A 22422-nucleotide genomic window follows, 5' to 3' on the forward strand; every position below is an offset into this window, starting at 1 on the left:
CCGCCGAGGGTGTTGCGGCCGGCCAGCCAGGCGGCGGGACAGCGTCCGGGACCGGGGGCAGGTCAGCGTTCCAGTCCAGGGGACGGGACAGCGTCCGGGTCCGGAGGCGGGACAGCGTCCGGGTCCGGGGGCGGCCCGGCTCTGGCCAGCCCTCTGGCTACCCCAAGGAGCGGCCCGGCGTTGAGCTCGGTACGGACCTGGACTGACGCGTCAGGAGCCTGGGAACAGCCGAGAACCGCCGCGTGGTTCTTCAACGCAACGTCACGGGCCACGGCGCAGGGGTCGCCGGGCGTGATTCCCCGGGCGGCATCCGCGGCAGCAAGTGCCGCGAGGTCTGCTGCCGTCGCAGCCCGGGATGCCGCGACGGCTGACTGGGCCAGCAGCGCCAACAACGCCGCGCCCATAATGACGACCAGTGCCACTCCCAAAGCCAGGACCGTTCCGGCTCCCCGCTCCTGAGACCGGCACCGCCCCCGGGAACGGGGTCCATGCCCGTGCCACGGCAGAGTTTCCCACCCACCGGTCGGCGGGGTCATGCGAGCTGCCTCTGGGAGCGGGAGACATCATCCGGTGCGGACGGCTGAGCCGGCCCGGACGCTTCCGCACGGGCCCAGGCACTGGCGTTCAGTGTCCACGGAATGAGCGACCCGACAGGGCCGGGGACGCGGCTGGACACAGTGACGCCGCGCCATTCGCCGTCGAGGGCGACGGTAGACCCCGCCGCTTCGCCGCCGAGGCGGTGAACAATCGCGTCTACCTCGGCAGTCGGGGCTCCCCTAGCCAATGCGCGTGCACCGCCCCTGGCGGCTTCCTCGATGCGGATCTGGGTGACGCCGGCGGCCGACCCTGCGAGCACCAGCGCGAGCAGAAGGACGACGGAGGGCAGAGCCACAGCAAATTCCGCGGTGACCGCACCCCGGCAGTCGGGGGCGGTGGACGCGCCCAGCCCCGGGCCCTTCACCCTGGCAACCCTGACGTGTTTGAGCCCGTTCATGGCAATGCGAGCGCCGTTCGAATCAGATTCAGGAGGAAGCCGCGGACTTCATCGCTGCGCATGATGAACACGAGTATGCCCGCGAACCCCACGGCGGCGAGAGTTGCGATGGCGTATTCCGCGGTGGCCATTCCCGCCTGTGCCGAGGGCGGCCTCGTGCGGCCACGCCGCTGCACGGGATCAACCGAGCTGGCGCCGGGGTAGATCTCGCACACTTCTGCAACATTGCCTTCCCCGGAGACTTGGCGATTCACCCCGGGGGTTTCCTGATTCATGGACATCTGCTTTTCCTTTCGCGGAACGCCGGCAGGACCGCCGGCTACACCGACTCTCCCGGCCCGGGACCTGGGCGGTAAGTCCCGACGTGCGCCAAGTGGAAAACCCTGCTCGCGACCGGCTCCATGGGCGGGCTGTGGAGGAGAAGTCACGGCCCCCCGGGACTGTCCGTCGACGGCCAGCAGACAGCCCGGCTCCGCGGGCATCAGCCCGGGAGCAGCCCCAGGAGCACGGGCACGACGCCGAGGCAGATGAACGCCGGCAGGGAGCACAGGCCGAGCGGCACCACGAGCTTCACTCCCAGGGCCGCCGCGCGCTGCTCGGCGGCCCTGTTCCGTTCACGGCGGAGCCGGGCCGCTTGGGCATGCAGGAGCGCCGCGGACGGGGCGCCGGTGAGGGCGGCGAAGGTGAGGGCGTCGCGCAGGGCGAGGAGTTGGGACGCCTGGGCACCGGAACTTCGCCACGCCGTGTCCCAACCCGCGCCAATCGCGAGTGCTGAGGCAACCGGCCGAAGCTGCCGTCCAAGTTCCGGCGGCGTCAGGTCCGTGATGAGTTCCAAGGACCGGCCCAGCCCGGCTCCGGCGTCGAGCATGGCCCCGATCAGCTCCAGCATCATGGCCGTGTCGCGCAGACCAGCGAACCCTGGGTGTCCGTGCGGGCCGCCGGCTGGGGCCGGCCGCCGCCCGGTCTGCTCTGCGGCGGTCAGGAATTGCTGGCGGAGCCTCCGCCGGACGTGACTGCGGCGTGCGAGGACCAGGAGTGCTGCACCGGCGAGGCTCGTCGCCACCACGGCTCCGGCCAGTTCCGGTCTCACGGTGGCCGGGGAATCACGGTTGGATCCCCGCCGCGGCCCGGACGAGTCTGGCGGACCACACCCGGCCGGCGGCCGTCAGAACCACCCCTGCGGCCATTGCCAAGACACCCCACGGCTTTTCCAGGAGCGTCGCGACCGGGTTCACGCCCAGCACGAGGCCGAGGCCCACACTCGACAGCGGCAGCCAGGTCAACAAACGGACGGTTGCGCGGGGCCCCGCCAGGGCTGTCTGACGGGCGGCCTCGGCGTCGTCCTCCGCCTCAAGGTGCGCGGCGAAGCGCGCCAGGACGTCGGCGAGCGGGCAACCGCTGGCCTCCGCGGTGTCGAAGCATGCGGCAAGCTCGCCCCACACGCGGCTGTCGCGGCCGGACCGGATGCTTGCGGGCGCCAGCATGACGGCGGCCCCGGGCCCACGCCCGGCTGTCTGCCCGGTCATGGCGTGGCGGATCGCCGCGCCCACCGAAGACCCGCGCTGCGCGGCCGCACGCGCGGCCGCCAGAATCCGCAGGGATTCCGCGCCCAGAACCGGCCCGGCCGACGCGCCAGTCCCGTCACGGCCCGCGCTGCGGGCATTCCCTGGGACCGCGTCCTGTGCGGTCTCCCCGCCGTAGAGCACCCACAGTTCGTCCCAGAGACGGGCAGGTGTGCGTCCTCCCTTCAAGAGCGCGGCCAACTGCTGGACCACGGCAGTCATGGGGACCGTCCCCGGCCCGTCGGATCGCACATCGCGCCAACGGCCCAGGCCCGCGGTGACCTTCAGGTCACGATTTCCCGGGACGGCGCCCCGGCCGGCACTGCGAGAGCTGATCCTCGGGTGCCCGTGGGGTGCCGGACCCGGCCTGCCCGCGCCGGGCAGCGCCCTCCGGGTGCGACGGTCCGTCGCGGCCTTGGAGGGATCGGCCAGCCAGATGGCCAGGGCCAGAGCCATGATCAGGACGGCGGTCACCGCGGTGCCCAGGACTCCGGAGGCCCGCTTCCGGGACCCGTCGGGCGCGGCCCGGCCCCGGCCGCGCCCGATCCGGTGGTGGTTCCGTCCGCCGTGCCGGGATCGAGCCCGAGCCGGGCAGCCAGCTGCGGCCACGCCGGCCCGAATCCGACCCGGTCGTTGAGTACTTCCAGCGCGACGGTGACACCCAGTCCCGATTCCCCCGCCTCCATGATCCCGATGCTCGCGACGCGGCGGCCCGTGGCTGTCCGCTCGACATGAACCACAGCCTCAACCGCACTGGCCACCTGCAGGCGGACGGCGTCCTGGCTCAGGCCGGCGAGCGCGCCGAGCGCCGCAAGCCGGGCCGGCACAGCCGACGCCGCATTCGCGTGGATGGTCCCGCCGCCTCCCGTGTGCCCGGTGTTCATGGCTTGGAGCAACTCCCGGACCTCGGGGCCGCGGCATTCGCCCACCACGAGCCGGTCCGGCCGCATTCTGAGGGCCTGCCGAACCAGTTCACCCAGGTCCACGGCGCCGCCTCCTTCCAGGTTCCCGTGCCGGGATTCCAGTGATACGACGTGCGGGTGGACCGGATTCAGTTCAGCCGCGTCCTCAATCAGGACGAGCCTTTCTCCGGGGTGGCATAGGCCCAGCAAGGTCGCCAGTAGCGTGGTCTTCCCCGATCCCGTGGCACCGCTGATGAGGAAGCTCAACCGGCGTGCCACCATGCGTTCGAGCACGGGCTGGACCAGGCCGGCGGATGTCCCGCGGCCAAACATTCCGTCGCGCCGCAGCTCGGACATGGAGAACACCGTGGCACGGCGGATCCGCACGCTCAAGAGGGTCCCGGCCGTGGAAATCGGCGGGAGGACCGCGTGCACCCGGTAGCCGCCGTCGAGCCTGACGTCCACGCACGGCGAGCCGTCGTCCAGGCGCCGCCCGCCGGCCGCAACCAGCCTCGCCGCGAGGGCGCGGACTTGCGGCTCCCCGGCGAAGATTACCGGCGCCCGTTCCAGGCCGTTGCCGCGGTCCAGCCACACGGTGTCCGGCCCGTTGACGAAGATGTCAGTCACTGCCGGATCCCTGGTGAGCGGTTGCAGGGGGCCCAGACCGTTCAGTTCGGCGCTGATACTCTCAACCGCGGCCAGGGCACCGCCGGTGCCAAGCAGCCGACCGCTTGCCTGGACGGCCGCGGCCACGCGCGCCGGGGTGACGGGAGCGGAATCGGCCAGGACAGATTCGCGTACGGATTCCAGCAGCGTCTCGTCGACCAATCCCTGCACCCGGCGGCGGCCCGGAGCGCCCCGGGCGGACCGCTGCGGTTCCGCCGCTCCGCCGGCCGCGTGGGCGCTCACCAAACCTGGCCTCCGTCCGGACCAAGGAACACCTCGGCGAAACGCCGGGCAGCGCGCTGCCTGCCGACGTCCAGAAGACGGCCGAGTTCCGTTGCCGCGGCCAGGCCCTTGATTTCCGGCAAGACTGTGTGCAGTGGAAGCCCCACGGACTCCGCGATCAGCGGCCCATCCAAGGCGGCACCGGGACTGGCCCGGACCACCAAGACGGTTTCCACTGGTGGAAGCTCCTGCAGAAGCTGGGCTGCGGCGACGGCCGCGCGCAACCTGGCCGGCACAACGACCACGATCCGGTCGCATTCCCAGGCGAAGGACCGCAGCGCCTCCCGTTGTCGGCCGATGTCCACCACAGTCAACTCGCGGCCTCGGCGGGCGGCATCGAGGATCCCCGCCACGGTGGTCACGTCCACGCCCCCGGCCGGTTCCCTGGTGCCCGGCCAGGACAAGAAGGAGAATCCGCCGGCCGTCGGCAGGGCATCGTCAAGTTGTGCGGGGTCGATGCTTCCGCTCGCGCCGGCCAGGTCCGGCCAGCGGAGCCCGGGGACATCCTCGGCAGCCAACGCCAGTTCCAGGCCGCCACCCCCAGGGTCGCCGTCGATCAGCAGCACCCGGGCGCCGAGGCCGGCAGCCGCCTGGGCGATCCAGACGGCGGCCGTTGTGGCTCCGGCACCCCCGCACCCGCCGGTGACCCCCAGAACGAGCCCGCCCGGTTCCGGCGCGCGCGATCGGCTCAGGTATTCCGCCAGCCACGCGGCGGCGTCCGGCAGCACCGCGACTCGCTCTGCCCCGATGGACGCGGCCAGGTGCCACGGTCCGTCCCCGTCGCCCTGCAGGCCCACCAACACGGCCGGCGCCCTCCTGCGCAGCGGCAACTCGCGGATGTCGCTGCCAACCAGGACGGCGGACGCGGCGTCCCAGAACGGTGCCGCGTCAGTAACGTCCCGCACGGTCCGCAGGTGGCCTCCGGCCGCTGCGACGATGCGTTCGACCTCGCTCCGCAGCACCTCGGACCCGGTGACGAGCAGGGTTTCCGCGGAGTCCCCGGGGATCCATGGCCCCGGGTCCCGCGGGGACGAACCACCTGGCCCGGTTTGCTGGTGCCTGTTCATGCTGCCACTGTGCCTGTCCCGCACGAGCCAACGGAACCGCCGCCATCGGCTATGTGGACAACACGGACGGGGTCGCTAGCCCGCCGCAGCAATGCGGGGCACGGAGCACGCCGCCGGGCAAGGCAGAATTGACCCTATGTACCTGCTGCTCGCCGCCCACGCCGACGGCGCGGCGCTCCAGGAACTCACGGCGGACGGCGCTCCGGCGCCGTCCCATCCGGAACCCCGGGTGGTCAGCAGCGGCGACCTCGCCGGCGTCGTCCGCGGCCTTGAGCAGCGCCGCCCGCGCTGGATCTGGCACCGGACGCAGGACTGGTATCCCCCGCTGCTGCGCGCCGGGGTGGAGCTCGAGCGCTGCTACGACCTCAGCCTGTGCGGCTCGATCCTGGCGCACTCGGAATTCACCGCCCACACCGGGTATGCCCAGGCGGCCGAGAAGCTGACCCAGGACGACGACCTGAACCATCCGCCGCGTGCCCTGCAGCCCCCGGCCCCGCCGCCCGAGCAGGGCGCGCTCTTCGATGCCCCCGAGCCCGGCCCGCGTTCCGGCCAGTCGCTGGAGGAGCTTCGCGCCGAATATGCCGCCCAGCAGGAGGCGCTTCGCCAGGCGGGCGCGGCCCCGGGCCCGGTTCCCGGCACGGCGGCGGCGGCCCCGGCCGCCGACGACCGCCGGCGCCAACGGCTCCAACTGCTGCTTGCGGCCGAATCGGCTGCAGCCATGATCGCCGCCGAAATGCAGCACGCCGGCGTCCCGTGGCGTAAGGAGCTGCACGAACAGATTCTCGCCGAGCAGCTGGGCCCCCGGCCGGCTCCGGGCCAGCGGCCTGCCAAACTCGAAGCGCTCACCGCGGAGCTGAGGCTGGTGCTGCAGTCGCCGTCGCTGAACCCGGACTCCCCGCAGGAACTGATGCGTGCCCTGCACCGGAACGGCATCGAGGTGAAATCCACCCGCCAGTGGGAGCTGAAGGAATCAAACCACCCCGCGATCGTGCCGTTGCTGGCCTACAAGAAACTGGCCCGCCTGTACTCGGCCAACGGCTGGGCATGGCTTGATACGTGGGTCAAGAACGGCAGGTTCCGCCCCGAGTACGTGGTGGGCGGCGTGGTGTCAGGGCGGTGGGCTTCGCGTGGCGGCGGGGCGCTGCAGATCCCCCGCCAGGTCCGCGGCGCGGTCCACGCCGATCCCGGCCACAAACTTGTCGTCGCCGACGCCTCGCAATTGGAACCACGGGTGCTCGTGGCCCTCGCGCAGGACTCCCGGATGGCCGAGGCCGCCCGGGACAAGGACCTCTACGCCGGTATCGCTGCGCAGGGCTTCGGCGGCGACCGGGCGAAAGCCAAGGTGGCCCTCCTTGGCGCAATCTACGGGGCCACCACGGGTGAGTCCGGCCGGCTGATGCCCCAGCTCGCCCGCACTTATCCGCGCGCCGTCGGCTTCGTCGAGCAGGCCGCCCGCGACGGCGAGGCCGGGCGGACCGTCACCTCACGCCTTGGCCGCAGCAGCCCGCCGCCGTCGGACAGGTGGTTCCGCAGCCAGCATTCCACCACCGCGGATGAACAGCGCCGGGCCGACTCGATCGCCCGTTCGCGGGGCCGCTTCACGCGGAACTTTGTGGTGCAGGGCTCGGCAGCCGACTGGGCGGCCTGCTGGCTGGCGGAACTGCGACGGCGGTTGCGCGCCAAGCGGGCGCATGGCACTGACGCCGGCGAACTGGTGTTCTTCCTGCACGACGAAGTGATGGTCCACTGCCCTGAACGTGCCGTCGCGGACTGCATCCGCGCGATCGAGGAGTCCGCAAATGCCGCCAAGGAGCTCCTGTTTGGCCGCATTCCGGTGGAATTCCCGGTGAGCGTGGCGGTCGTGGACTCGTACGACGCCGCCAAGTGAGCGGCCGCGGTCACCGGCTGTAACGTACCCGCCGGTAGCGTTGTGTGGGCCCCATCACCCGGCTAGGCTCGAAAAAGTCCGGCAAATTCCCACTGTTTCCGCCGGGCATTGCAACGACGCAAGGAATTGGGGAGGCACCCGTTTGGCAGGCACGTTTGAGATCGCCCAGGCTGGAGACAAGGCTTACTTCTTCAGGCTGACGGCGCCGGACGGAACGGTAGTCGCCGTTTCTCCGCTGTTCAGCACCATCAAAAGCGCAGCAGCGGGCATCACCGCCGTGCGCGAGAACGCCGCGACCGGCCTGGTAGTGGATAGTTCCGCCGCCTCCGGGCGCATGGCACGCAGGCAGGCGGCAGCCTCGCCGGCCGTCCTGGCGGCCAGCGGCGCCGGGACCAGCTAGCGGATCGGCCGGAAGGCGGGTCGCGCCTGCCGGCCGCCGGCATCAGGCCTCACACATCAATGCCGTACAGCCGGGCGCGGTCCCAGGAAACCGCCCAGCCGAGCTGTTCGAACAGCTGGTTCAAGATCATCCCGGTGAACCCCCACACCACCACACCGTTGACGGTGAACGCGGGGCTCTGGAACGTGTGGCCGGCCCGGCTGACCGTAGCCATCACCCGGTTGTCCGGGTCCAGCAGGTCCCGGACCGGCACCCGGAAAACCTGCGCTGACTCGCCGTAATCCACCACCCGGACCGGCGACTGCGCGGCCCACCAGGCCAGGACCGGGGTGACCAGGAAGTTGCCCCGGGGCAGGGCGAGCTCAGGCATGGTCCCGAGAACGTCCACGCCCGCCGGGTTCAGCCCGGTCTCCTCCTCGGCCTCGCGAAGGGCCGCGGCGACGGCCGACTCCCCCGGGTCGATGCCGCCGCCCGGAAAGGCCACCTGGCCGGGATGGTCGTCTAGGGTCTGCGCCCGCTGCAGCAGCAGAACGTCCAGGTCGGCGGGAGCCAGCAGCTTCTCGGACGCCGCAGGCACGTTGTCCAGTGCGCCAAAGAGCATCAGCACGGCGGCCTTGCGGACCCGCTCGCCGGGCTCGACGGCGAGTTCCCGCCAGCGCGGGTCCGGAGCCGGCGCGGTGCCCGCCCGCACCGCGGCAACGAGGTCGACGAGGTCCTGGCGTGCGGTCACTGCGGCTTCCTCTGCGATTCCATCCGGATTTCGGCGGCGCGGTGCGTCTCGGCCAGCAACCGGGCCAGCAGCGCCTCCTGCCCCGGGGCGAGTTCGTACTTCAGCAGTTTCGCGGCCTTCTCCGGGTCCGTCTCGCCGGCGCCGTAACTGGGGCACCAGTTCGCCACGGCACAGGCACCGCAGGCCGGCTTCCGGGCATGGCAGACGCGGCGGCCGTGGAAGACGACGCGGTGCGAGAGCATGGTCCAGTCCTTCGGCTCGAACAGCTCGGCGACGTCGGCCTCGATCCGGACCGGATCATCCGACACCGTCCAGCCCAGCCGCCGGGCCAGCCGGCCGAAGTGGGTGTCAACGGTGATGCCGGGGATGCCGAAGGCATTGCCCAGCACCACGTTCGCGGTTTTCCGCCCGACGCCGGGCAGCGTCACCAGATCCTCCAGCCGGCCCGGCACCTCGCCGTCGTACTCGTCGACGAGCCGGTTGCACAGCGCGAGGAGGTTTCTGGACTTGGCGCGAAAGAAGCCCGTGGGCTTGATGATGGCTTCCAGATCGGCCGGCTCGGCCTCCGCCATCCGGCGCGCGTCGGGATAGCGCGAGAACAGCAGGGGCGTGATCTGGTTGACCAGCACGTCGGTGGTCTGCGCGGACAGCACGGTGGCCACCACGAGCTCGAACGGGCTGCGGAAATCCAGTTCCGCGTGGGCATAGGGGTACTGCTCCGCAAGGGCCCGGTTGATCCGGCGGGCGCGGCGCTTGAGCCCCAGGAGAGACTCCCCTGAGGCCCGCGGTGCACCGCGCCTGGTGCTGCCGGCGTCGGAGGTCACGGGTGGACTAACCGCGTTCGATGTTGCGCAGGTCCCGCAGAACGCCGAGCCGGCCGTCCGTGTGCTGGACCAGGAACTCACTGCCGCGGTCCTCGAGGGCAAGGACCCAGCCGCCCGGTTCGATGATGAACGCCGGTGCGCCGGTGCGCTCGTCGACCGCGGTGCGGGGCTGCGCGACGGCGAACCAGAAGGCCTCGTGCACGGGGTGGACGTCGTTCCCCGCGGCCCGGCTGGCGGGATCGACGGTGGCGCCGATGGGCTCCTCCGGACGAACCTGCTCCTGCCGGACCTGGGGGTTGACCGTGGTGGGGGCACTGCCGGCCTGGGTCTGTTCCGCCGCCGGAACGCGGTCCGCCTGCGTCTGTTCCGCGGCCGGGGTCTGCTGGGCGGCCTGCGTCTGTTCCGCGGCCGGGGCCTGCTGGGCGGCTGGGGTCTGCTGGGCGGCCGGGGCGGCGGCCGTAGCGGCGGCGCTAGCAGCGACGCCGGCGGGCTGGGTCTGTTGGGCGGAGGAAGGGCTGGCGGCGGACGCGGCCGGCTCCGGGGAAGCAGCCGCCGTCGACGCAGCAGGGCCGGACGCGGCAGGGCTGGCCGTGCCGGCACCCGGGACCACGCCGGAGACCTGGGTTTCCGGCCCAGCCACGACGGCGGCAGGCGCGACCGCCGTCGCACCCGCCGATGATCCGGGCGACGGAGCGGCCGGTGAAGCCGGGGCTGGTGCCGCGGTCTGCCCGCTGGCCGCCTGATTTATGGCCTGGCCGGTGGTCTGGCCGGCGACCGCCCCCGAGGTGGGTGCCGGGGATTTGCCGGCCGCGGCGGCCGGCTTGGCGGCCTTGGGTTCCTTCGCCGGCTTGGCGGCACGGGGTTTTTGCACCGGGGCAGCGGCTTCACGCGCCACGACGTGGGCGGGGGTTTCCTCGCGGCCCAGGAAGTCACCTGCGAAGAACGGGATCCAGCGGCCCAGCACTGTGGCCGCGAAAAGGCCCAAGGCACCCAAAAGGGCAATGAGCATGATCGGCACGAAGGCCCCGGCCACGGCGAGGAAGAAGAAGGCAAGGGTGAAGGACGCCACGACGGAGGCGAACTGGTCGATCGACAGGGACCCGATCCGGATCCTCGTCCCCGGGCTGAGGCGCCTGGCCACGAACAAGGCGGTGACAGTGAGCGGCAGCACGATGCCCAGGCCCAGGAAGAACAGGCTGCCAAGGTTCCACAGGTTGTAGCCGAAGCCGAACATCGGAATCAGAGAGGCGACGAACAAAAGCAGCGTGGAGCCAAAGACGGTGAGATCCCGGCTGGTGAAGGGACCCAGGACAGCTTCGTTCTTCGCGGTTTTCTTGTCCACGGTGAAGCGGGGTGCATCCCCGAAGCCGGCGGGCCCGGGCTGTGCCGTTGCGCCCTGGCTCTGGGCGGGCGCCCGGAGCTGCCCGTTGTCTTTCTCGTTCATTCCGTATCTCCTTAGCACGGCGGCACTCTGGACAGCGCCGCCTAACGGCCGGCGAGGCAAGACCGCCATGGGTCTGCTCGCCTCCATCGGATGTCACAACTTCATCTCAGCCTAGCCAAGTGAATGGCCGATCACTAGCTGACAAGCCGGGGCCGGGCAGAGCAGAATTTTCAGGTATTTCATGGTCCCGGGAGCCCGGCAGGAGTCGCGCCGGGGGTGAAGCGGCGGTAGAGCGGAAGGTGGTGCGGCGGGCGGTCCCGGCGGGCGAAGAAACCACCCGGCGCTTAGGAAACACCCACTCACGGCGTTCTTTGTGACGGGGCGCACGTTTAGTCGGAGCTAGGCATTAGTGTTTATTGAGGAACAGCTCTTGCGGTGCCGCCGTGATCTGCCGCCGCCCGATGCCGCGATTGCGGTCCGGCGCGGAGACGACACGAACGTCCGCGCAGCACGGATCGATGAATGATGAGGTTCACCATGTCCCAGCAGACACCCGGCTCCACCGCCACGCAGTCATCCCACGGCGACGCCTTCGAAAACCTGTCCCAGGAGAACCGCCGCTTCGCGCCGTCGGAGGAGTTCGCGGCCAATGCCGTGGTCACTGGCGCTGATTATGAAGAGGCCGACGTCGACCGTCCCGCCTTCTGGGCAAAGCAGGCCCGCGAACTGCTGAGCTGGAGCAAGGACTTCACCGAGGCGTTGGACTGGTCCAACCCGCCGTTTGCCAAATGGTTTGTCGGCGGCGAGGTCAACGCCGCGTACAACGCCCTGGACCGCCACGTCGAGGCAGGCAACGGGGACCGGGTGGCTATCTACTTCGAGGGCGAGCCCGGCGACACCCGCACGTACACTTACGCCGAGCTGACCGAGGAAGTGAAGAAGGCCGCCAACGCCTTCGAATCCCTCGGCGTGGCCAAGGGCGACCGCGTCGCGGTCTACTTGCCCATGATTCCCGAGGCCGTCATCACCCTGCTGGCCTGCGCCCGGATCGGTGCCATCCACTCCGTGGTCTTCGGCGGCTTCTCCGCGGACGCCCTCCGGTCCCGGATCGATGACGCTGAGGCCAAGCTGGTGGTCACCGCAGACGGCACTTACCGCAGGGGCAAGCCAAGCGCCCTGAAATCCGCCGTCGACGAGGCACTGTCCGCGCGGGGAGACGGCGACGGGCACACGGTCCAGAACGTCGTCGTGGTCAAGCGCAACGGCCAGGACGTGGACTGGCACGAGGGCCGGGACCACTGGTGGGCGGACACCGTCGGTGCCGCGTCGGCCGAGCACACCGCCGTCGGGCACGATTCCGAACACCCGCTGTTCATCCTTTACACCTCCGGCACCACGGGAAAGCCCAAGGGGATCCTGCACACCACCGGCGGCTACCTCACCCAGACGGCCTACACGCACAAGGCCGTCTTCGACCTGCACCCGGAAACGGACGTCTACTGGTGCACGGCCGACATCGGCTGGGTTACGGGGCACTCGTACGTCGCCTACGCCCCGCTCATCAACGGCGCCACCCAGGTCATGTACGAAGGCACCCCCGACTCCCCGCACCAGGGGCGCTGGTGGGAGATCGTGGAGAAGTACAAGGTCTCCATCCTTTACACCGCCCCGACCGCCATCCGCACGTTCATGAAGTGGGGCAAGGACATCCCGGCCAAGTCCGACCTCTCCTCGATCCGGGTCCTGGGCTCAGTAGGCGAGCCCATTAACCCGGAAGCCTGGATGTGGTACCGCGAAGTCATCGGCGCTGACAGCGGGCGCAAGAAGATCCCCGCACCGATCGTGGACACGTGGTGGCAGACCGAGACCGGGGCGCAGATGATCGCACCGCTGCCCGGCGTCACCGCCACCAAACCCGGCTCCGCCCAGGTGCCGCTGCCCGGCATCGCCGTGGACGTCGTGGACGAGCTCGGCGAGTCCGTGCCCAACGGACACGGCGGCTTCCTGGTGATCCGCGAACCGTGGCCGGCCATGCTCCGCGGGATCTGGGGCGACCCGGAACGGTTCAAGGAAACGTACTGGTCCCGCTTCGAGACCATGTACTTCGCCGGCGACGGCGCCAAGAAGGATGAGGACGGCGACGTCTGGCTGCTGGGCCGCGTCGACGACGTCATGAACGTCTCCGGCCACCGCCTCTCCACCACGGAAATCGAATCCGCCCTCGTTTCCCACCCGGCAGTCGCCGAAGCCGCCGTCGTGGGCGCCGCGGACGAGACCACCGGGCAGGCCGTCGTGGCCTTCGTGATCCTGCGCGGCGACGCCGTGGACTCGGGGGACGCGATCGTCCAGGAGCTCCGCAACCACGTCGGCAAGGAGATCGGGCCCATCGCCAAGCCCAAGACCATCCTGGTGGTCCCCGAGCTGCCCAAGACCCGGTCGGGCAAGATTATGCGGCGCCTTCTCAAAGACGTGGCGGAAGGCCGCGAGGTCGGCGACGCCACCACCCTGGCGGATAACACCGTCATGGCGCAGATCGCGCAGTCACTGAAAAAATAGCCGGCGAAAGGGCCGCTCAGTCCGGCCGGTTTGGCCGCCTTCACCCGCCCGACGGCGGCGCCGCTTAACCGGTGGCGCGGCGCCGCCGTCGTCGGGCCTGCCGGCCAGCGCTGTCCGGCGGGCAAAAACGGCGGTAACGAACGGCGCGTGCGGGCCTCGGCGCGGTAGATTTGCAGACATGACTGAAGCCACCCCCGCCAGCGATGCCGGCCGCGGCACCCTCCTGGTTCTCAACGGGCCCAATCTGAACCTGCTCGGCACCCGCGAGCCCGAGAAGTACGGGACGGCCACCCTGGCCGACGTCGAACAACTCGCCAAGGAAGCCGGCGCGGCGCACGGGCTGGACGTTGAATGCTTCCAGTCCAACCATGAGGGCGCCCTCGTGGACGCCATCCACGCCGCACGCGGGAAGGCCGTGGGGATCGTGCTCAACGCCGGCGCCTACACCCACACGTCGGTGGCCATCCGCGATGCCATTTCCGCCGTCGCCTTGCCGACGGTCGAGGTGCACATCACGAATGTCCACGCCCGCGAGCCCTTCCGGCATCATTCCTACCTGTCGGACATCAGCAAGGCCGTGATCGCCGGCGCCGGGATCCTGGGCTACCGCTTCGCGGTGGACTACCTCGCCGGGCTCCACGCGGAGAAGGACTGAGCATGTGCCCCGCCGGTCCCGCGGCGGCCGGGGAATCCGCCACCGCGCAGTGGTACCGGCACTTTGGCACAGTCGATGCGCCGGCTTCCTCCCCGTGCTACGCCGAGTGGGCCGTGGGCATGGCCGATGACGCCGAACTGATCCGGCGGATCGACCTGTGGCCGCACAACAAACGCCAGCCGCTGCTGATCCTCGCCGCGGCCCGGTTCCTCGGCGCGCAGATCAGCCCGTACCGCGACTTCCGGCGCTTCCTGGATGATCATTGGGCCAAAATCTCGGAAATCGTGCTCTCCCGGTCCACCCAGACCAACGAGGCCGGGCGCTGCGCAACACTGCTGCCGTCCCTCGCCCAGATCGCTGCCGCGGAGGGCAGGCCGCTGGCCCTCATCGAGGTGGGCGCCTCCGCCGGGCTGGCCCTGTACCCGGACTGCTACGGGTACGAGTTCGTCGCCGCCCTGCCCGCCGAGGGGAACGCAGACGGGGCCCCGACGACGCGGCTGGATCCTCGCGGCGCCCGGCCCGGCACCTTCCCGGTACTGCGCTGCGTCACGTCCGGACCGGTGCCGCTGCCGGCGGCGCTTCCCCAGGTGGCGTGGCGGGCCGGGATCGACCTCAACCCCTTGGACGTGCGCAACCCGGACGACGTTGCCTGGCTGGAAGCCCTCGTGTGGCCCGAGCAGGAGTTCCGCCGCGAGCGGCTGCGCGAGGCGATCGCGGTTGCCCGGGAACGGCCGCCGTTGCTGGTGGCCGGCGACCTCAACGAACAGCTCGTCGAGCTCGCAGACCAGGCACCGGCCGACGCCGCCTTGGTGGTCTTCCACAGCGCCGTCATGCCCTACCTCGATGCCGGCGGCCGCGCCCGGTTCCGCCGCACGATGGCCGATCTCGCGTCGGAGCGGGGCTGCCACTGGCTCTCGAACGAAGGCCACACGGTGCTCGCCCAGGCCGACGGGTCGAATGTGGTGCCGGAAATGGACAACGCACGGCTGCGCGGCCGGTTCCTGCTGCTGCACGACGGTGAGCCGGTGGCCATCGCGGGCCCGCACGGCCAGAGCCTGGAGTGGCTCTAGGCCGGCTGCAGGTGCCGGCTATTTCTTGACGCACTGTCCGGACGAGACCGCGCTCCCCAGACCCGGGGCCTGGGCGGCGACCGGCCCCAGATCGGCCATGGTAATGGCGAAGCCGAGCGAGGACTCGGTGGTGGCTTTGGCGAAGACGACGCCGGCCACTTGTCCGTCCATGGTCAGGAGCGGACCTCCCGAGTTGCCAGGCTGCACGTCGCCGGCCAACCGGTACACGTCTTCGGGTGCCGCGTTGTTGCCGTAGATATCGGGCACCAGCACGGTGGTGATGTCCTGCACCGTGGCCGGTTTGGACTGGAACGGGCCGCCATGCGGATAACCGGCGAAGGCGGCAGGGCTTCCGGAACGGAGGTTGGCGGCGAGCGGCAAGGGGTCCGAGCGGAGGCCATCCACCGCCACGACGGCGAGGTCGTGCCGGGGGTCAAAGTACACGACGCTCCCGGGCAGGGCCCGCCCGCCGGGCGACTCCACCACCGGCTGGTCGACTCCGGCGACCACGTGGGCGTTGGTCACGACACGCCCGGGGGCAACCACAAAACCCGTTCCGGTCTGGTTCTGCCCGCACTGGTAGGCGGTTCCGGCGATCTTGAGAACCGACGCGGACGCCTTGTTCAGCGCCGGGGTGTCCGTACTGGTGTCCGGCACGGCGACGGGCTGGCCCTGGCCGAAGCCGTCGAACAGGGTGGGTATGCCGTCGCCGATCACGGCGGACCGCAACTGGGCCATCGACGCCTTGACGGGCGTGGGGGTCACGCCGTCGATGAACCGGATGACTTTGGACTCCGCGATCTGTTCAGACACAAACGGCACACCCAGGGCACCGATGCTGAAAGCCAGCATCGACATCACGAGGGCCGACACCACCACGTTCACGCCTCCGCCCACGAGGCGGTCGGCCGCCCGCAGGGGGCTGAACGGCATCACGCTGCGGATCCGCCGCCCGATCATGGTGCCCAGCCCGTTCCCCACGATCATCAGCACGACGGCGACGGCAATGATGGCCGTCAGACGCCAGCCGCTGTCGTCCACGAGACCGCTGACGATGGGAACGGACACGAAGGCGGCGACGGCGCCTGCCGCGAATCCCGCGATGCCTCCGAGCGTCACCAGGAAGCCGTTGCGAAGTCCGTGGATCAGGTAGGCCAAGAGCGCCACAACCAACACCAGGTCCAAAATGGTCAGGCCAAACACCGGGGCTCCTAACAGAAAGTTCAGCCACGATTCTAGCGGTGTAAGCTGAACGTTTGCCGACCGGCCGCAACTCTGCACGGCCTGCCGCAAGTCTGCACGGCCTGCCGGGACCTCCCGGGTCGTGCGCTTTCAAGCCCTTCGGGCGTTTCAGTGCCAACTACGTCACAGAAGCGCCAAAATTCTGAAAGAATGGCTGAAGCGCCCCAGCCGACACAGTTAGTCAGGAGATTTCATGGATATCGAGGTATTGCGCCGCGCACCCCTTTTCGCCACGCTCGACGACGAGGCGTTCCGTCTGCTGACGGACGAGCTCACCGAGGTGGACCTTTCACGCGGTGCCTCGGTATTCCGGGAAGGCGACCAGGGCGACCAGCTCTACTTCATCGTCTCCGGCAAAGTGAAGCTCGGCCGCACCTCGCCGGACGGACGCGAATCGCTGCTGGCCATCCTCGGCCCGGGCGAACTGTTCGGTGAAATGGCCCTCTTCGACCCGAGCCCGCGGACGGCCACAGCGACGGCCGTTTCCGAGACGCGCCTGGCAGGCCTGAAGAACGAGAGCCTCAACGCGCTCCTGCGCACCCGCCCCGAGGTTTCAGCGCAGCTGCTGCAGGCCCTTGCACGCCGCCTGCGCCGCACCAACGATTCCCTCTCCGACCTCGTCTTCTCCGACGTGCCGGGCCGTGTGGCCAAGGCGCTGCTGGATCTGGCCGACCGCTTCGGCCGCCCCGCGACCGACGGCGTCCTCGTCGCCCACGAGCTGACCCAGGAGGAGCTCGCCCAGCTGGTGGGTGCTTCCCGCGAAACGGTGAACAAGGCCCTCGCTGAGTTCGTGCAGCGCGGCTGGCTGCGCCTGGAAGCCCGCGCCGTCGTCATCCTCGACATGCAGCGTCTGCGCCAGCGCTCCCGCTAGAAACCCCTGCAGTATCAGAAGGCCGGCCCCGGACTCGGGACCGGCCTTCTGCCGTTGGCACACCGCCGGACATGCCCCTCGGCCCGGCACGGCACCGGACATGTCCACTCCCGGCTCCAACACGGACCGGACATGCCCCGTCTTGGCGGCCTGCCATGGACATAAAGCCAATATGTCCACCGGCCAGGGCCAACGGAGGGCATGTCCCGGGGAGAGACGGCCTAGCGCTCCCGCTGGGGGTCGCCGGCGACCGTCTTCGCGGCCTCGACTTCGAGCATGAGCCGGCCGTTTTCCTCCACGAGCTTGGGCTGGTACACGTGGGCCTTGCGCTTGTAGCTGAGGTAGGCGATGCAGCCGTTGGCCTTGGCCATCTTCTCGAGCATGATCTCCGAACCGGGCACCAGGAGTTCGCCCAGGGTTCGGCCCGCGGTGTTCTCCTGGCCCACCTCGTCGCCGAGCACTGTGGTGTCCCGCTCGCTCACCACGTTGCGGACGCACACCCAGCGGCCCCACACGCCCTTGCTGGCCAGCAGTGAAGGCTGCTGGTTCATGGGCAGGGTGGCGGCAAAGTAGCGGGTGTTGAACCGGCGGTGGGCAAAATCAGGGCTGAGCCAGTTGACCAGCGGTTTGAGCAGGTCGGTGCGTACGGAAAGCCCGCGCTTGGCCAGCACGTCGGTGAAGGACTTTTCCTGGTCCGCCACGGCCTCGCGGGCGCGCATCCACTCGGAGCTGGAGGTCGACTCCACCGTCGTCGACAGGTCCGGGCCGGCCAGCAGGATGCCGGTCTCCTCAAACAGCTCGCGGATGGCGCCGACGACGTGCCGGCGCGCCAGCCCGACGTCGTCCGTCCCCATTTGTTCGGCCCAGTACTGCGGCGATGGGCCGAGCCAGCCGACGGCGTCGTCATCGGAGGCTTCCAGCGATCCGCCGGGAAAAGCGAGGACACCCAGCGGGGAGGCCCCCGTCCGGTACCCGAGCCAGGTCTCGAGGCCCGTGGGTGAGTCCCGCAGGAGAATCACCGAGGAGGCGAGGCGCGGCGCGCGGGGCGTGCGTTCACCGTGTTCAAGCCAGCTGCGTGCCGCTCCTTCGAGGTCGGGGGGCAGTACGAACAGGCGGCGTGCTAGCTGAGGCAACGAAGTGACCGGCCTTCTAGGCGAATTCGGCGATCAGTTCGACTTCAACGGGGGAGTCGAGCGGCAGGACAGATACTCCGACGGCGGAGCGTGCGTGCTGGCCGGCGTCGCCGAGGACCTGGCCCAGCAGCTCCGAGGCGCCGTTGATGACGCCGGGCTGGCCGGTGAAGGAGGGATCGGAGGAAACGAACCCGACCACCTTGACGATCCGCGTGATGCGGTCGAGGTCCCCGATCACGCTCTTGACGGCCGCCAGGGCGTTGACGGCGCACACGGCAGCGTAGGCCTTCGCGGCTTCCGGGGACACCGTGGACTCCTCCGAGGCGCCTTCCGACCCCGTGGACACCTTGCCGGTGGCCTCGAGCTTGCCGTTGATGAAGGGCAGCTGCCCCGACGTGTAGACGTGGTTCCCGGAGATTACTGCCGGCACGTAGGCCGCCACGGGGGCGGCGACCTCGGGGAGGGTCAGGCCCAGCTCCGCGAGGCGCTGTTCGACGGCGGACGACGCGCCGGTGATGTTCGCCGCACCGGCCGTCGTGCCGGCTGGGTCCACGGAGACGTCCGGGCTCGCCGGCGCGGACGGTACTGCTTCTGAGGGCGTGCTCATGGCTACTGCTTCTCCCGCTTCAGGTAGGCAACCAGGCCGTTTCCGTCGGGGCCCGGAACAACCTGGACAAGCTCCCAGCCGTCCTCGCCCCACTGGTCCAGGATCTGCTTCGTGGCATGGATAATGAGCGGAATCGTGGCGTACTCCCATTTGGTCATGACCTAAAGCCTAATCGTTGCCGGTAAAGTGGAAAACATGGCGACTGGTAAGAACCCTTTATTCGACACGGCCACCACCCTCGGAAAGATCCTTCTTTTCCTGGGCGTGAGCGCCATTTGTGGCGTCCTGGTGGCGGGACTGCTCGTCCCTGCGGCGGCCGTTTCGGGCAGCACCGCAAGTGGTTCCATCCAGTTTTTTGACACCCTTCCGGCGGAGCTGAAGGTCGATCCGCCGAGCCAGTCGACCACGATCCTGGCGTCGGACGGCAGCGTGATCGCCAACCTTTACGCGGAAAACCGCACCCGCGTCTCGCTGGACCAGATGTCCCCGTACATCAAGAACGCGGTCATCGCCATCGAGGACAGCCGCTTCTACGAGCACGGCGGCGTGGACACCACCGGGATCCTGCGCGCCCTCGTCAGCACCGCCCGCGGCAACAAGCAGGGCGCGTCAACGATCACGCAGCAGTACGTCAACAACGTCATCAACTCCTCGCTGGAGGCTGAAGGCAAGGGTGACGAGGTTCTCCTCAACGGCGTCAACAAGGGCGTCGGGGACAAGCTCCGTGAAATGAAGCTGGCCATCGCGCTGGAGAAGAAGTTCACCAAGGAGCAGATCCTCGAGGGCTACCTGAACATCGTGTTCTTCAACCGGGACGCCTACGGCATCGAAGCCGCCTCCAAGTTCTTCTTCAGCACCACGGCCAAGAACCTGACCCTGCCGCAGGCGGCGCTGCTGGCCGGCGTCGTGAACAGCCCGTCCTACTACGACCCCATCACCCACCCCGACAACGCCAAGGTCCGCCGCGACCTCGTCCTCAAGGCGATGCTGACCCAGGGCAAGATCAAGCAGGCCGACTACGACGCCGCCGTCGCGACGCCCGTCACAACCAAGGTCACCCAGCCCCGGCAGGGCTGCCCGTACTCGCCGACCGCACCGTACTTCTGCGACTACGTGCTGCACCTGCTGCTGAACAACCCGGCCTACGGCGCGGACGCCGCCGAGCGCGAGCGCAAGATCTTCCGCGGCGGCCTGACCATCAAGACCACCCTGGACCCGAAGGCCCAGTCCGTCGCCCAGGCCCAGGTTGACGCCTCAGCCGGCGCGAACCCGGACAAGTGGGGCGCCGCGCTGGTGTCCGTGCAGCCGGGCACCGGCAAGATCATCTCCATGGCCCAGAACACCGTCTGGTTCCCCGCCCAGGGCAAGTTCGACCAGAACGCGAACTTCAACGTGGACGTGCAGGACGCCAAGGGCAACGACCTCAACGGCCTGGGCGGCTTCCAGCCCGGCTCCACGATGAAGCCCTTCACGTTCGCGGAGTGGCTCAACGAGGGCAACTCCATGAGCACGATGCTCAACGGCACCGTGCGGCGGTATCCGCAGGACTTCCCCTGGAAGAACACGTGTCCGACCCCTACCGACGGCTGGTATGACTCGACGAACGGCACCAAGGACCTGCAGAACGCTGACGAGGATCACTACAAGTACATGTCGGTCCTTGACGGCCTGGCGAACTCCATCAACACCATCACCTTCGCCACCGCGGCCCGGGTGGACCTCTGCGGGATCCAGAAGATCGTGGACGCCGTCGGCATCCACGAAGGCCTGCCTGCGGCTGGCGATCCCAACCCCAAGGTTCCGATGACCCGGTTGAGCAGCCTCATTGGAGCCCGCCAGACTGCTCCGCTGACCATGGCCAGCGCATTCGCGACCTTCGCCAACAACGGCAAGTACTGCGAACCGATCGCCATCGCTTCGGTGACGGACACGACCGGCGCCAAGTTGCCGGCCCAGACAACCAACTGCCGGGACGCGGTCACTCCCGAGGTCGCGCACGGCGTCGCGTACGCGATGCAGGAGGTGCTCAACCGCGGCTCGGGCTCGCTGATCAGGCCCCGGATTTCGACCCGGACGTCCTTCCCCATCGCGGCGAAGACCGGAACCAACGACAACAACAGCTCCACCTGGGTGGCCGGCTACACCAGCGGCCTGGCCACGGCCACGTGGTTTGGCGATCCCCTGGGTAACCAGCAGCGGGCCGGGCAGAACGTCACCATCAACGGCAACTTCTACAAGGGCATTGACGGCTATATGATCGCCGGTCCGCAGTTCTCGAACTACATGGCCCAGGTGGCGCCGGCCTACGGCACCGAGCCGTTCCCGGACCCGCCGTCGAGCATGCTGAGCGCACCCGCGCCGCCGCGGTCCTACACCCCGACGACCCGGAGCACCGCGCCCGCCAACGACGGGAACAACAACAACAACGGGAAAAAGGGGCAGTCCTCCGACCCGACGCCGGATCCGTCACCGTCCAAGTCCAGCAAGAAGTAGCCGATGACCTGGAGGCATGACCTGGCAAGCCGCGTCCGAAGCATCGGGCGCGGCTTTGCCGTGACCGCCGCGGTGGGATCGGCGGCCGGAGCGGCGGCCACCGCCTACGGGCTGTGGGAGAAGAACCAGTTCGTGCTCCGGGAAGAGACCCTTCCCGTCCTGCCGGCCGGGTACGGCCCGTTCCGGGTCCTCCACCTCTCCGACATCCACTTCGTGCCGGGCCAGCGACGGAAGGCAGAATGGCTCTCGTCCCTGGCTGAGCTGAGGCCGGACCTCGTGGTGAACACGGGCGACAACCTCAGCCACGCCAAAGGCGTGGCACCCCTGCTGGCGGCTTTGGGCCCCCTGTTCGAATTCCCGGGCGTGTTCGTTCCCGGATCCAACGACTACTTCGGCCCCCGCTTGAAGAACCCCGCCTCGTATTTGCGCGGGCCCTCCGGCCAGCGCCAGGACCCGCAAGTACTCGACTGGCCGCGGCTGCGGTCCGAGTTCGGCATGTCCGGCTGGCTGGACCTGACCAACCGCTGCCAGTCACTCGCGCTCAAGGGCATCCGCTTCGACTTCTCCGGCGTCGACGATCCGCACCTGCGCCTCGAACGCTACGCCGGCTGGCCGCGGGGCACCAAGGGCCGCGACGCCGATCCGCACCTGCGGATCGGGGTGGCGCATGCCCCCTACCAGCGCGTCCTTGACCACTTCACCGAGGCGGGGGCGCACCTCGTCCTGGCCGGCCACACCCACGGCGGGCAGATCTGCATTCCGGGATACGGGGCGCTGGTCACCAACTGCGACCTTCCCAGCTGGCGGGCCCGGGGCCTGAACATGTGGGAAAGCAACGGGCGCACGACGGCGGTGAACGTCTCCGGCGGCATCGGCACCTCGCGCTTCGCCCCGGTCCGGATCGCCTGCCGGCCCGAAGCGGTGCTGCTCACCCTGACCGCCCGCGCCTAGCGCCGCCGGCCCGCTCGCCGGCCCAAGGGGTGGACATGTCCCTCCAGGTTTGAGCAAGGACGAGCAGGGATCGGACCTGCCCTCCCGTCGCGCTCCGGCCCGCGGGACATGCCCTCCCCCGGCCGCCACCGACGGACATATCTGC

22 protein-coding genes are annotated in these 22422 nt (G+C 69.7%); 8 read left to right on the plus strand and 14 right to left on the minus strand.

Features of this window, described 5'->3' with window-relative positions; translation table 11 throughout:
* Positions 1-62: 62 nt before the first annotated feature.
* The 7 genes from ACFVVK_RS07485 to ssd form a co-directional block, all read right to left on the minus strand.
* Entirely contained in the window at positions 63-536 is a 474-nt protein-coding gene (locus ACFVVK_RS07485; protein ID WP_390265525.1) for an Rv3654c family TadE-like protein, read from the minus strand.
* Positions 533-994, minus strand: a complete 462-nt coding sequence (locus ACFVVK_RS07490; RefSeq protein WP_390265527.1) for a TadE family type IV pilus minor pilin — start codon at positions 992-994, stop codon at positions 533-535. The genes ACFVVK_RS07485 and ACFVVK_RS07490 overlap by 4 nt, the downstream gene beginning before the upstream one ends.
* A complete protein-coding gene (locus ACFVVK_RS07495) occupies positions 991-1275 on the minus strand; it encodes a DUF4244 domain-containing protein (protein WP_390265529.1) in 285 nt (94 codons plus the stop codon). Before ACFVVK_RS07495 ends, ACFVVK_RS07490 begins: the two co-directional genes overlap by 4 nt.
* 200 nt (positions 1276-1475) lie before the next feature.
* Positions 1476-2084 (minus strand): type II secretion system F family protein, encoded by a 609-nt coding sequence (locus tag ACFVVK_RS07500; RefSeq protein ID WP_390265531.1) that lies wholly within the window; start codon positions 2082-2084, stop codon positions 1476-1478.
* Positions 2085-2097: 13 nt separating this feature from the next.
* Positions 2098-3030, minus strand: a complete 933-nt coding sequence (locus ACFVVK_RS07505) for a type II secretion system F family protein (RefSeq protein ID WP_390265533.1) — start codon at positions 3028-3030, stop codon at positions 2098-2100.
* Positions 3027-4367 (minus strand): TadA family conjugal transfer-associated ATPase, encoded by a 1341-nt coding sequence (locus ACFVVK_RS07510; RefSeq protein WP_390265535.1) that lies wholly within the window; start codon positions 4365-4367, stop codon positions 3027-3029. The genes ACFVVK_RS07505 and ACFVVK_RS07510 overlap by 4 nt, the downstream gene beginning before the upstream one ends.
* Positions 4364-5473, minus strand: a complete 1110-nt coding sequence (ssd, locus tag ACFVVK_RS07515; RefSeq protein WP_390265537.1) for a septum site-determining protein Ssd — start codon at positions 5471-5473, stop codon at positions 4364-4366. Before ssd ends, ACFVVK_RS07510 begins: the two co-directional genes overlap by 4 nt.
* A gap of 136 nt (positions 5474-5609) precedes the next feature.
* On the opposite strand from ssd, the gene ACFVVK_RS07520 reads away from it, so the two are divergent.
* On the plus strand, positions 5610-7361 hold the full coding sequence (locus tag ACFVVK_RS07520; protein ID WP_390265539.1) for a bifunctional 3'-5' exonuclease/DNA polymerase: 1752 nt from the start codon (positions 5610-5612) through the stop codon (positions 7359-7361).
* A gap of 142 nt (positions 7362-7503) precedes the next feature.
* Positions 7504-7761, plus strand: a complete 258-nt coding sequence (locus ACFVVK_RS07525) for a YegP family protein (RefSeq protein ID WP_390265541.1) — start codon at positions 7504-7506, stop codon at positions 7759-7761.
* A gap of 49 nt (positions 7762-7810) precedes the next feature.
* Here ACFVVK_RS07525 and ACFVVK_RS07530 read toward each other — a convergent pair whose 3' ends face one another.
* Genes ACFVVK_RS07530 through ACFVVK_RS07540 form a run of 3 tightly spaced genes read right to left on the minus strand, consistent with a single transcriptional unit; the run spans position 7811 to position 10759 of the window.
* Complete coding sequence (locus ACFVVK_RS07530; RefSeq protein WP_390265543.1) at positions 7811-8491, minus strand: NUDIX hydrolase; 681 nt, start codon at positions 8489-8491, stop codon at positions 7811-7813.
* Positions 8488-9315 (minus strand): endonuclease III, encoded by an 828-nt coding sequence (gene nth, locus ACFVVK_RS07535; protein WP_390265545.1) that lies wholly within the window; start codon positions 9313-9315, stop codon positions 8488-8490. The genes ACFVVK_RS07530 and nth overlap by 4 nt, the downstream gene beginning before the upstream one ends.
* 7 nt (positions 9316-9322) lie before the next feature.
* Positions 9323-10759, minus strand: coding sequence for a hypothetical protein (locus tag ACFVVK_RS07540; RefSeq protein WP_390265547.1), 1437 nt, complete (start codon positions 10757-10759; stop codon positions 9323-9325).
* Positions 10760-11236: 477 nt separating this feature from the next.
* Here ACFVVK_RS07540 and acs point away from each other — a divergent pair, with 477 nt between their 5' ends.
* From acs to ACFVVK_RS07555, 3 genes are all read left to right on the plus strand, one after another.
* Complete coding sequence (gene acs, locus ACFVVK_RS07545) at positions 11237-13255, plus strand: acetate--CoA ligase (protein ID WP_390265549.1); 2019 nt, start codon at positions 11237-11239, stop codon at positions 13253-13255.
* 178 nt (positions 13256-13433) lie between these two features.
* Positions 13434-13910, plus strand: coding sequence for a type II 3-dehydroquinate dehydratase (gene aroQ, locus ACFVVK_RS07550; protein ID WP_390265551.1), 477 nt, complete (start codon positions 13434-13436; stop codon positions 13908-13910).
* A 2-nt stretch (positions 13911-13912) separates the two neighbouring features.
* Positions 13913-14980: a DUF2332 domain-containing protein gene (locus tag ACFVVK_RS07555; RefSeq protein WP_390265553.1), complete on the plus strand. Its 1068-nt coding sequence runs from the start codon at positions 13913-13915 to the stop codon at positions 14978-14980.
* An 18-nt stretch (positions 14981-14998) separates the two neighbouring features.
* Here the strand turns inward: ACFVVK_RS07555 and ACFVVK_RS07560 are convergent, their stop codons facing one another.
* The gene (locus tag ACFVVK_RS07560) at positions 14999-16183 is read right to left on the minus strand and encodes a MarP family serine protease (protein WP_390265555.1); all 1185 of its coding nucleotides are present in this window, start codon (positions 16181-16183) and stop codon (positions 14999-15001) included.
* Between the two features lie 232 nt (positions 16184-16415).
* On the opposite strand from ACFVVK_RS07560, the gene ACFVVK_RS07565 reads away from it, so the two are divergent.
* On the plus strand, positions 16416-17093 hold the full coding sequence (locus ACFVVK_RS07565; protein WP_011693220.1) for a Crp/Fnr family transcriptional regulator: 678 nt from the start codon (positions 16416-16418) through the stop codon (positions 17091-17093).
* A 221-nt stretch (positions 17094-17314) separates the two neighbouring features.
* Here the strand turns inward: ACFVVK_RS07565 and ACFVVK_RS07570 are convergent, their stop codons facing one another.
* The 3 genes from ACFVVK_RS07570 to ACFVVK_RS07580 are packed head-to-tail and all read right to left on the minus strand — an operon-like array spanning position 17315 to position 18991.
* Positions 17315-18226, minus strand: coding sequence for an NUDIX hydrolase (locus ACFVVK_RS07570; RefSeq protein ID WP_390265557.1), 912 nt, complete (start codon positions 18224-18226; stop codon positions 17315-17317).
* 16 nt (positions 18227-18242) lie between these two features.
* Positions 18243-18833 (minus strand): RidA family protein, encoded by a 591-nt coding sequence (locus ACFVVK_RS07575; protein WP_390265559.1) that lies wholly within the window; start codon positions 18831-18833, stop codon positions 18243-18245.
* Between the two features lie 2 nt (positions 18834-18835).
* The gene (locus ACFVVK_RS07580) at positions 18836-18991 is read right to left on the minus strand and encodes a DUF4177 domain-containing protein (protein WP_009359196.1); all 156 of its coding nucleotides are present in this window, start codon (positions 18989-18991) and stop codon (positions 18836-18838) included.
* Positions 18992-19028: 37 nt separating this feature from the next.
* Between ACFVVK_RS07580 and ACFVVK_RS07585 the strand changes: the two genes are divergently transcribed.
* Together ACFVVK_RS07585 and ACFVVK_RS07590 are read left to right on the plus strand one after the other, a co-directional pair.
* Entirely contained in the window at positions 19029-21326 is a 2298-nt protein-coding gene (locus ACFVVK_RS07585; protein WP_390265561.1) for a transglycosylase domain-containing protein, read from the plus strand.
* Positions 21327-21329: 3 nt separating this feature from the next.
* Positions 21330-22277, plus strand: coding sequence for a metallophosphoesterase (locus ACFVVK_RS07590; RefSeq protein WP_390265563.1), 948 nt, complete (start codon positions 21330-21332; stop codon positions 22275-22277).
* Positions 22278-22422 lie beyond the last annotated feature (145 nt).

The organism is Arthrobacter sp. NPDC058192 (assembly GCF_042883665.1).
In the GTDB taxonomy this organism is placed as follows: Bacteria; Actinomycetota; Actinomycetes; order Actinomycetales; family Micrococcaceae; genus Arthrobacter.

Coding starts and splice junctions, on each gene's coding strand:
- acs (WP_390265549.1), top strand. CDS start 11,237: ATGTCCCAGCAGACACCCGGCTCCACCGCCACGCAGTCATCCCACGGC.
- ACFVVK_RS07580 (WP_009359196.1), bottom strand. CDS start 18,991: ATGACCAAATGGGAGTACGCCACGATTCCGCTCATTATCCATGCCACG.
- ACFVVK_RS07540 (WP_390265547.1), bottom strand. CDS start 10,759: ATGAACGAGAAAGACAACGGGCAGCTCCGGGCGCCCGCCCAGAGCCAG.
- aroQ (WP_390265551.1), top strand. CDS start 13,434: ATGACTGAAGCCACCCCCGCCAGCGATGCCGGCCGCGGCACCCTCCTG.
- ACFVVK_RS07575 (WP_390265559.1), bottom strand. CDS start 18,833: ATGAGCACGCCCTCAGAAGCAGTACCGTCCGCGCCGGCGAGCCCGGAC.
- ACFVVK_RS07590 (WP_390265563.1), top strand. CDS start 21,330: ATGACCTGGAGGCATGACCTGGCAAGCCGCGTCCGAAGCATCGGGCGC.
- ACFVVK_RS07520 (WP_390265539.1), top strand. CDS start 5,610: ATGTACCTGCTGCTCGCCGCCCACGCCGACGGCGCGGCGCTCCAGGAA.
- ACFVVK_RS07490 (WP_390265527.1), bottom strand. CDS start 994: ATGAACGGGCTCAAACACGTCAGGGTTGCCAGGGTGAAGGGCCCGGGG.
- ACFVVK_RS07555 (WP_390265553.1), top strand. CDS start 13,913: ATGTGCCCCGCCGGTCCCGCGGCGGCCGGGGAATCCGCCACCGCGCAG.
- ssd (WP_390265537.1), bottom strand. CDS start 5,473: ATGAACAGGCACCAGCAAACCGGGCCAGGTGGTTCGTCCCCGCGGGAC.
- ACFVVK_RS07485 (WP_390265525.1), bottom strand. CDS start 536: ATGACCCCGCCGACCGGTGGGTGGGAAACTCTGCCGTGGCACGGGCAT.
- ACFVVK_RS07495 (WP_390265529.1), bottom strand. CDS start 1,275: ATGTCCATGAATCAGGAAACCCCCGGGGTGAATCGCCAAGTCTCCGGG.
- ACFVVK_RS07565 (WP_011693220.1), top strand. CDS start 16,416: ATGGATATCGAGGTATTGCGCCGCGCACCCCTTTTCGCCACGCTCGAC.
- ACFVVK_RS07585 (WP_390265561.1), top strand. CDS start 19,029: ATGGCGACTGGTAAGAACCCTTTATTCGACACGGCCACCACCCTCGGA.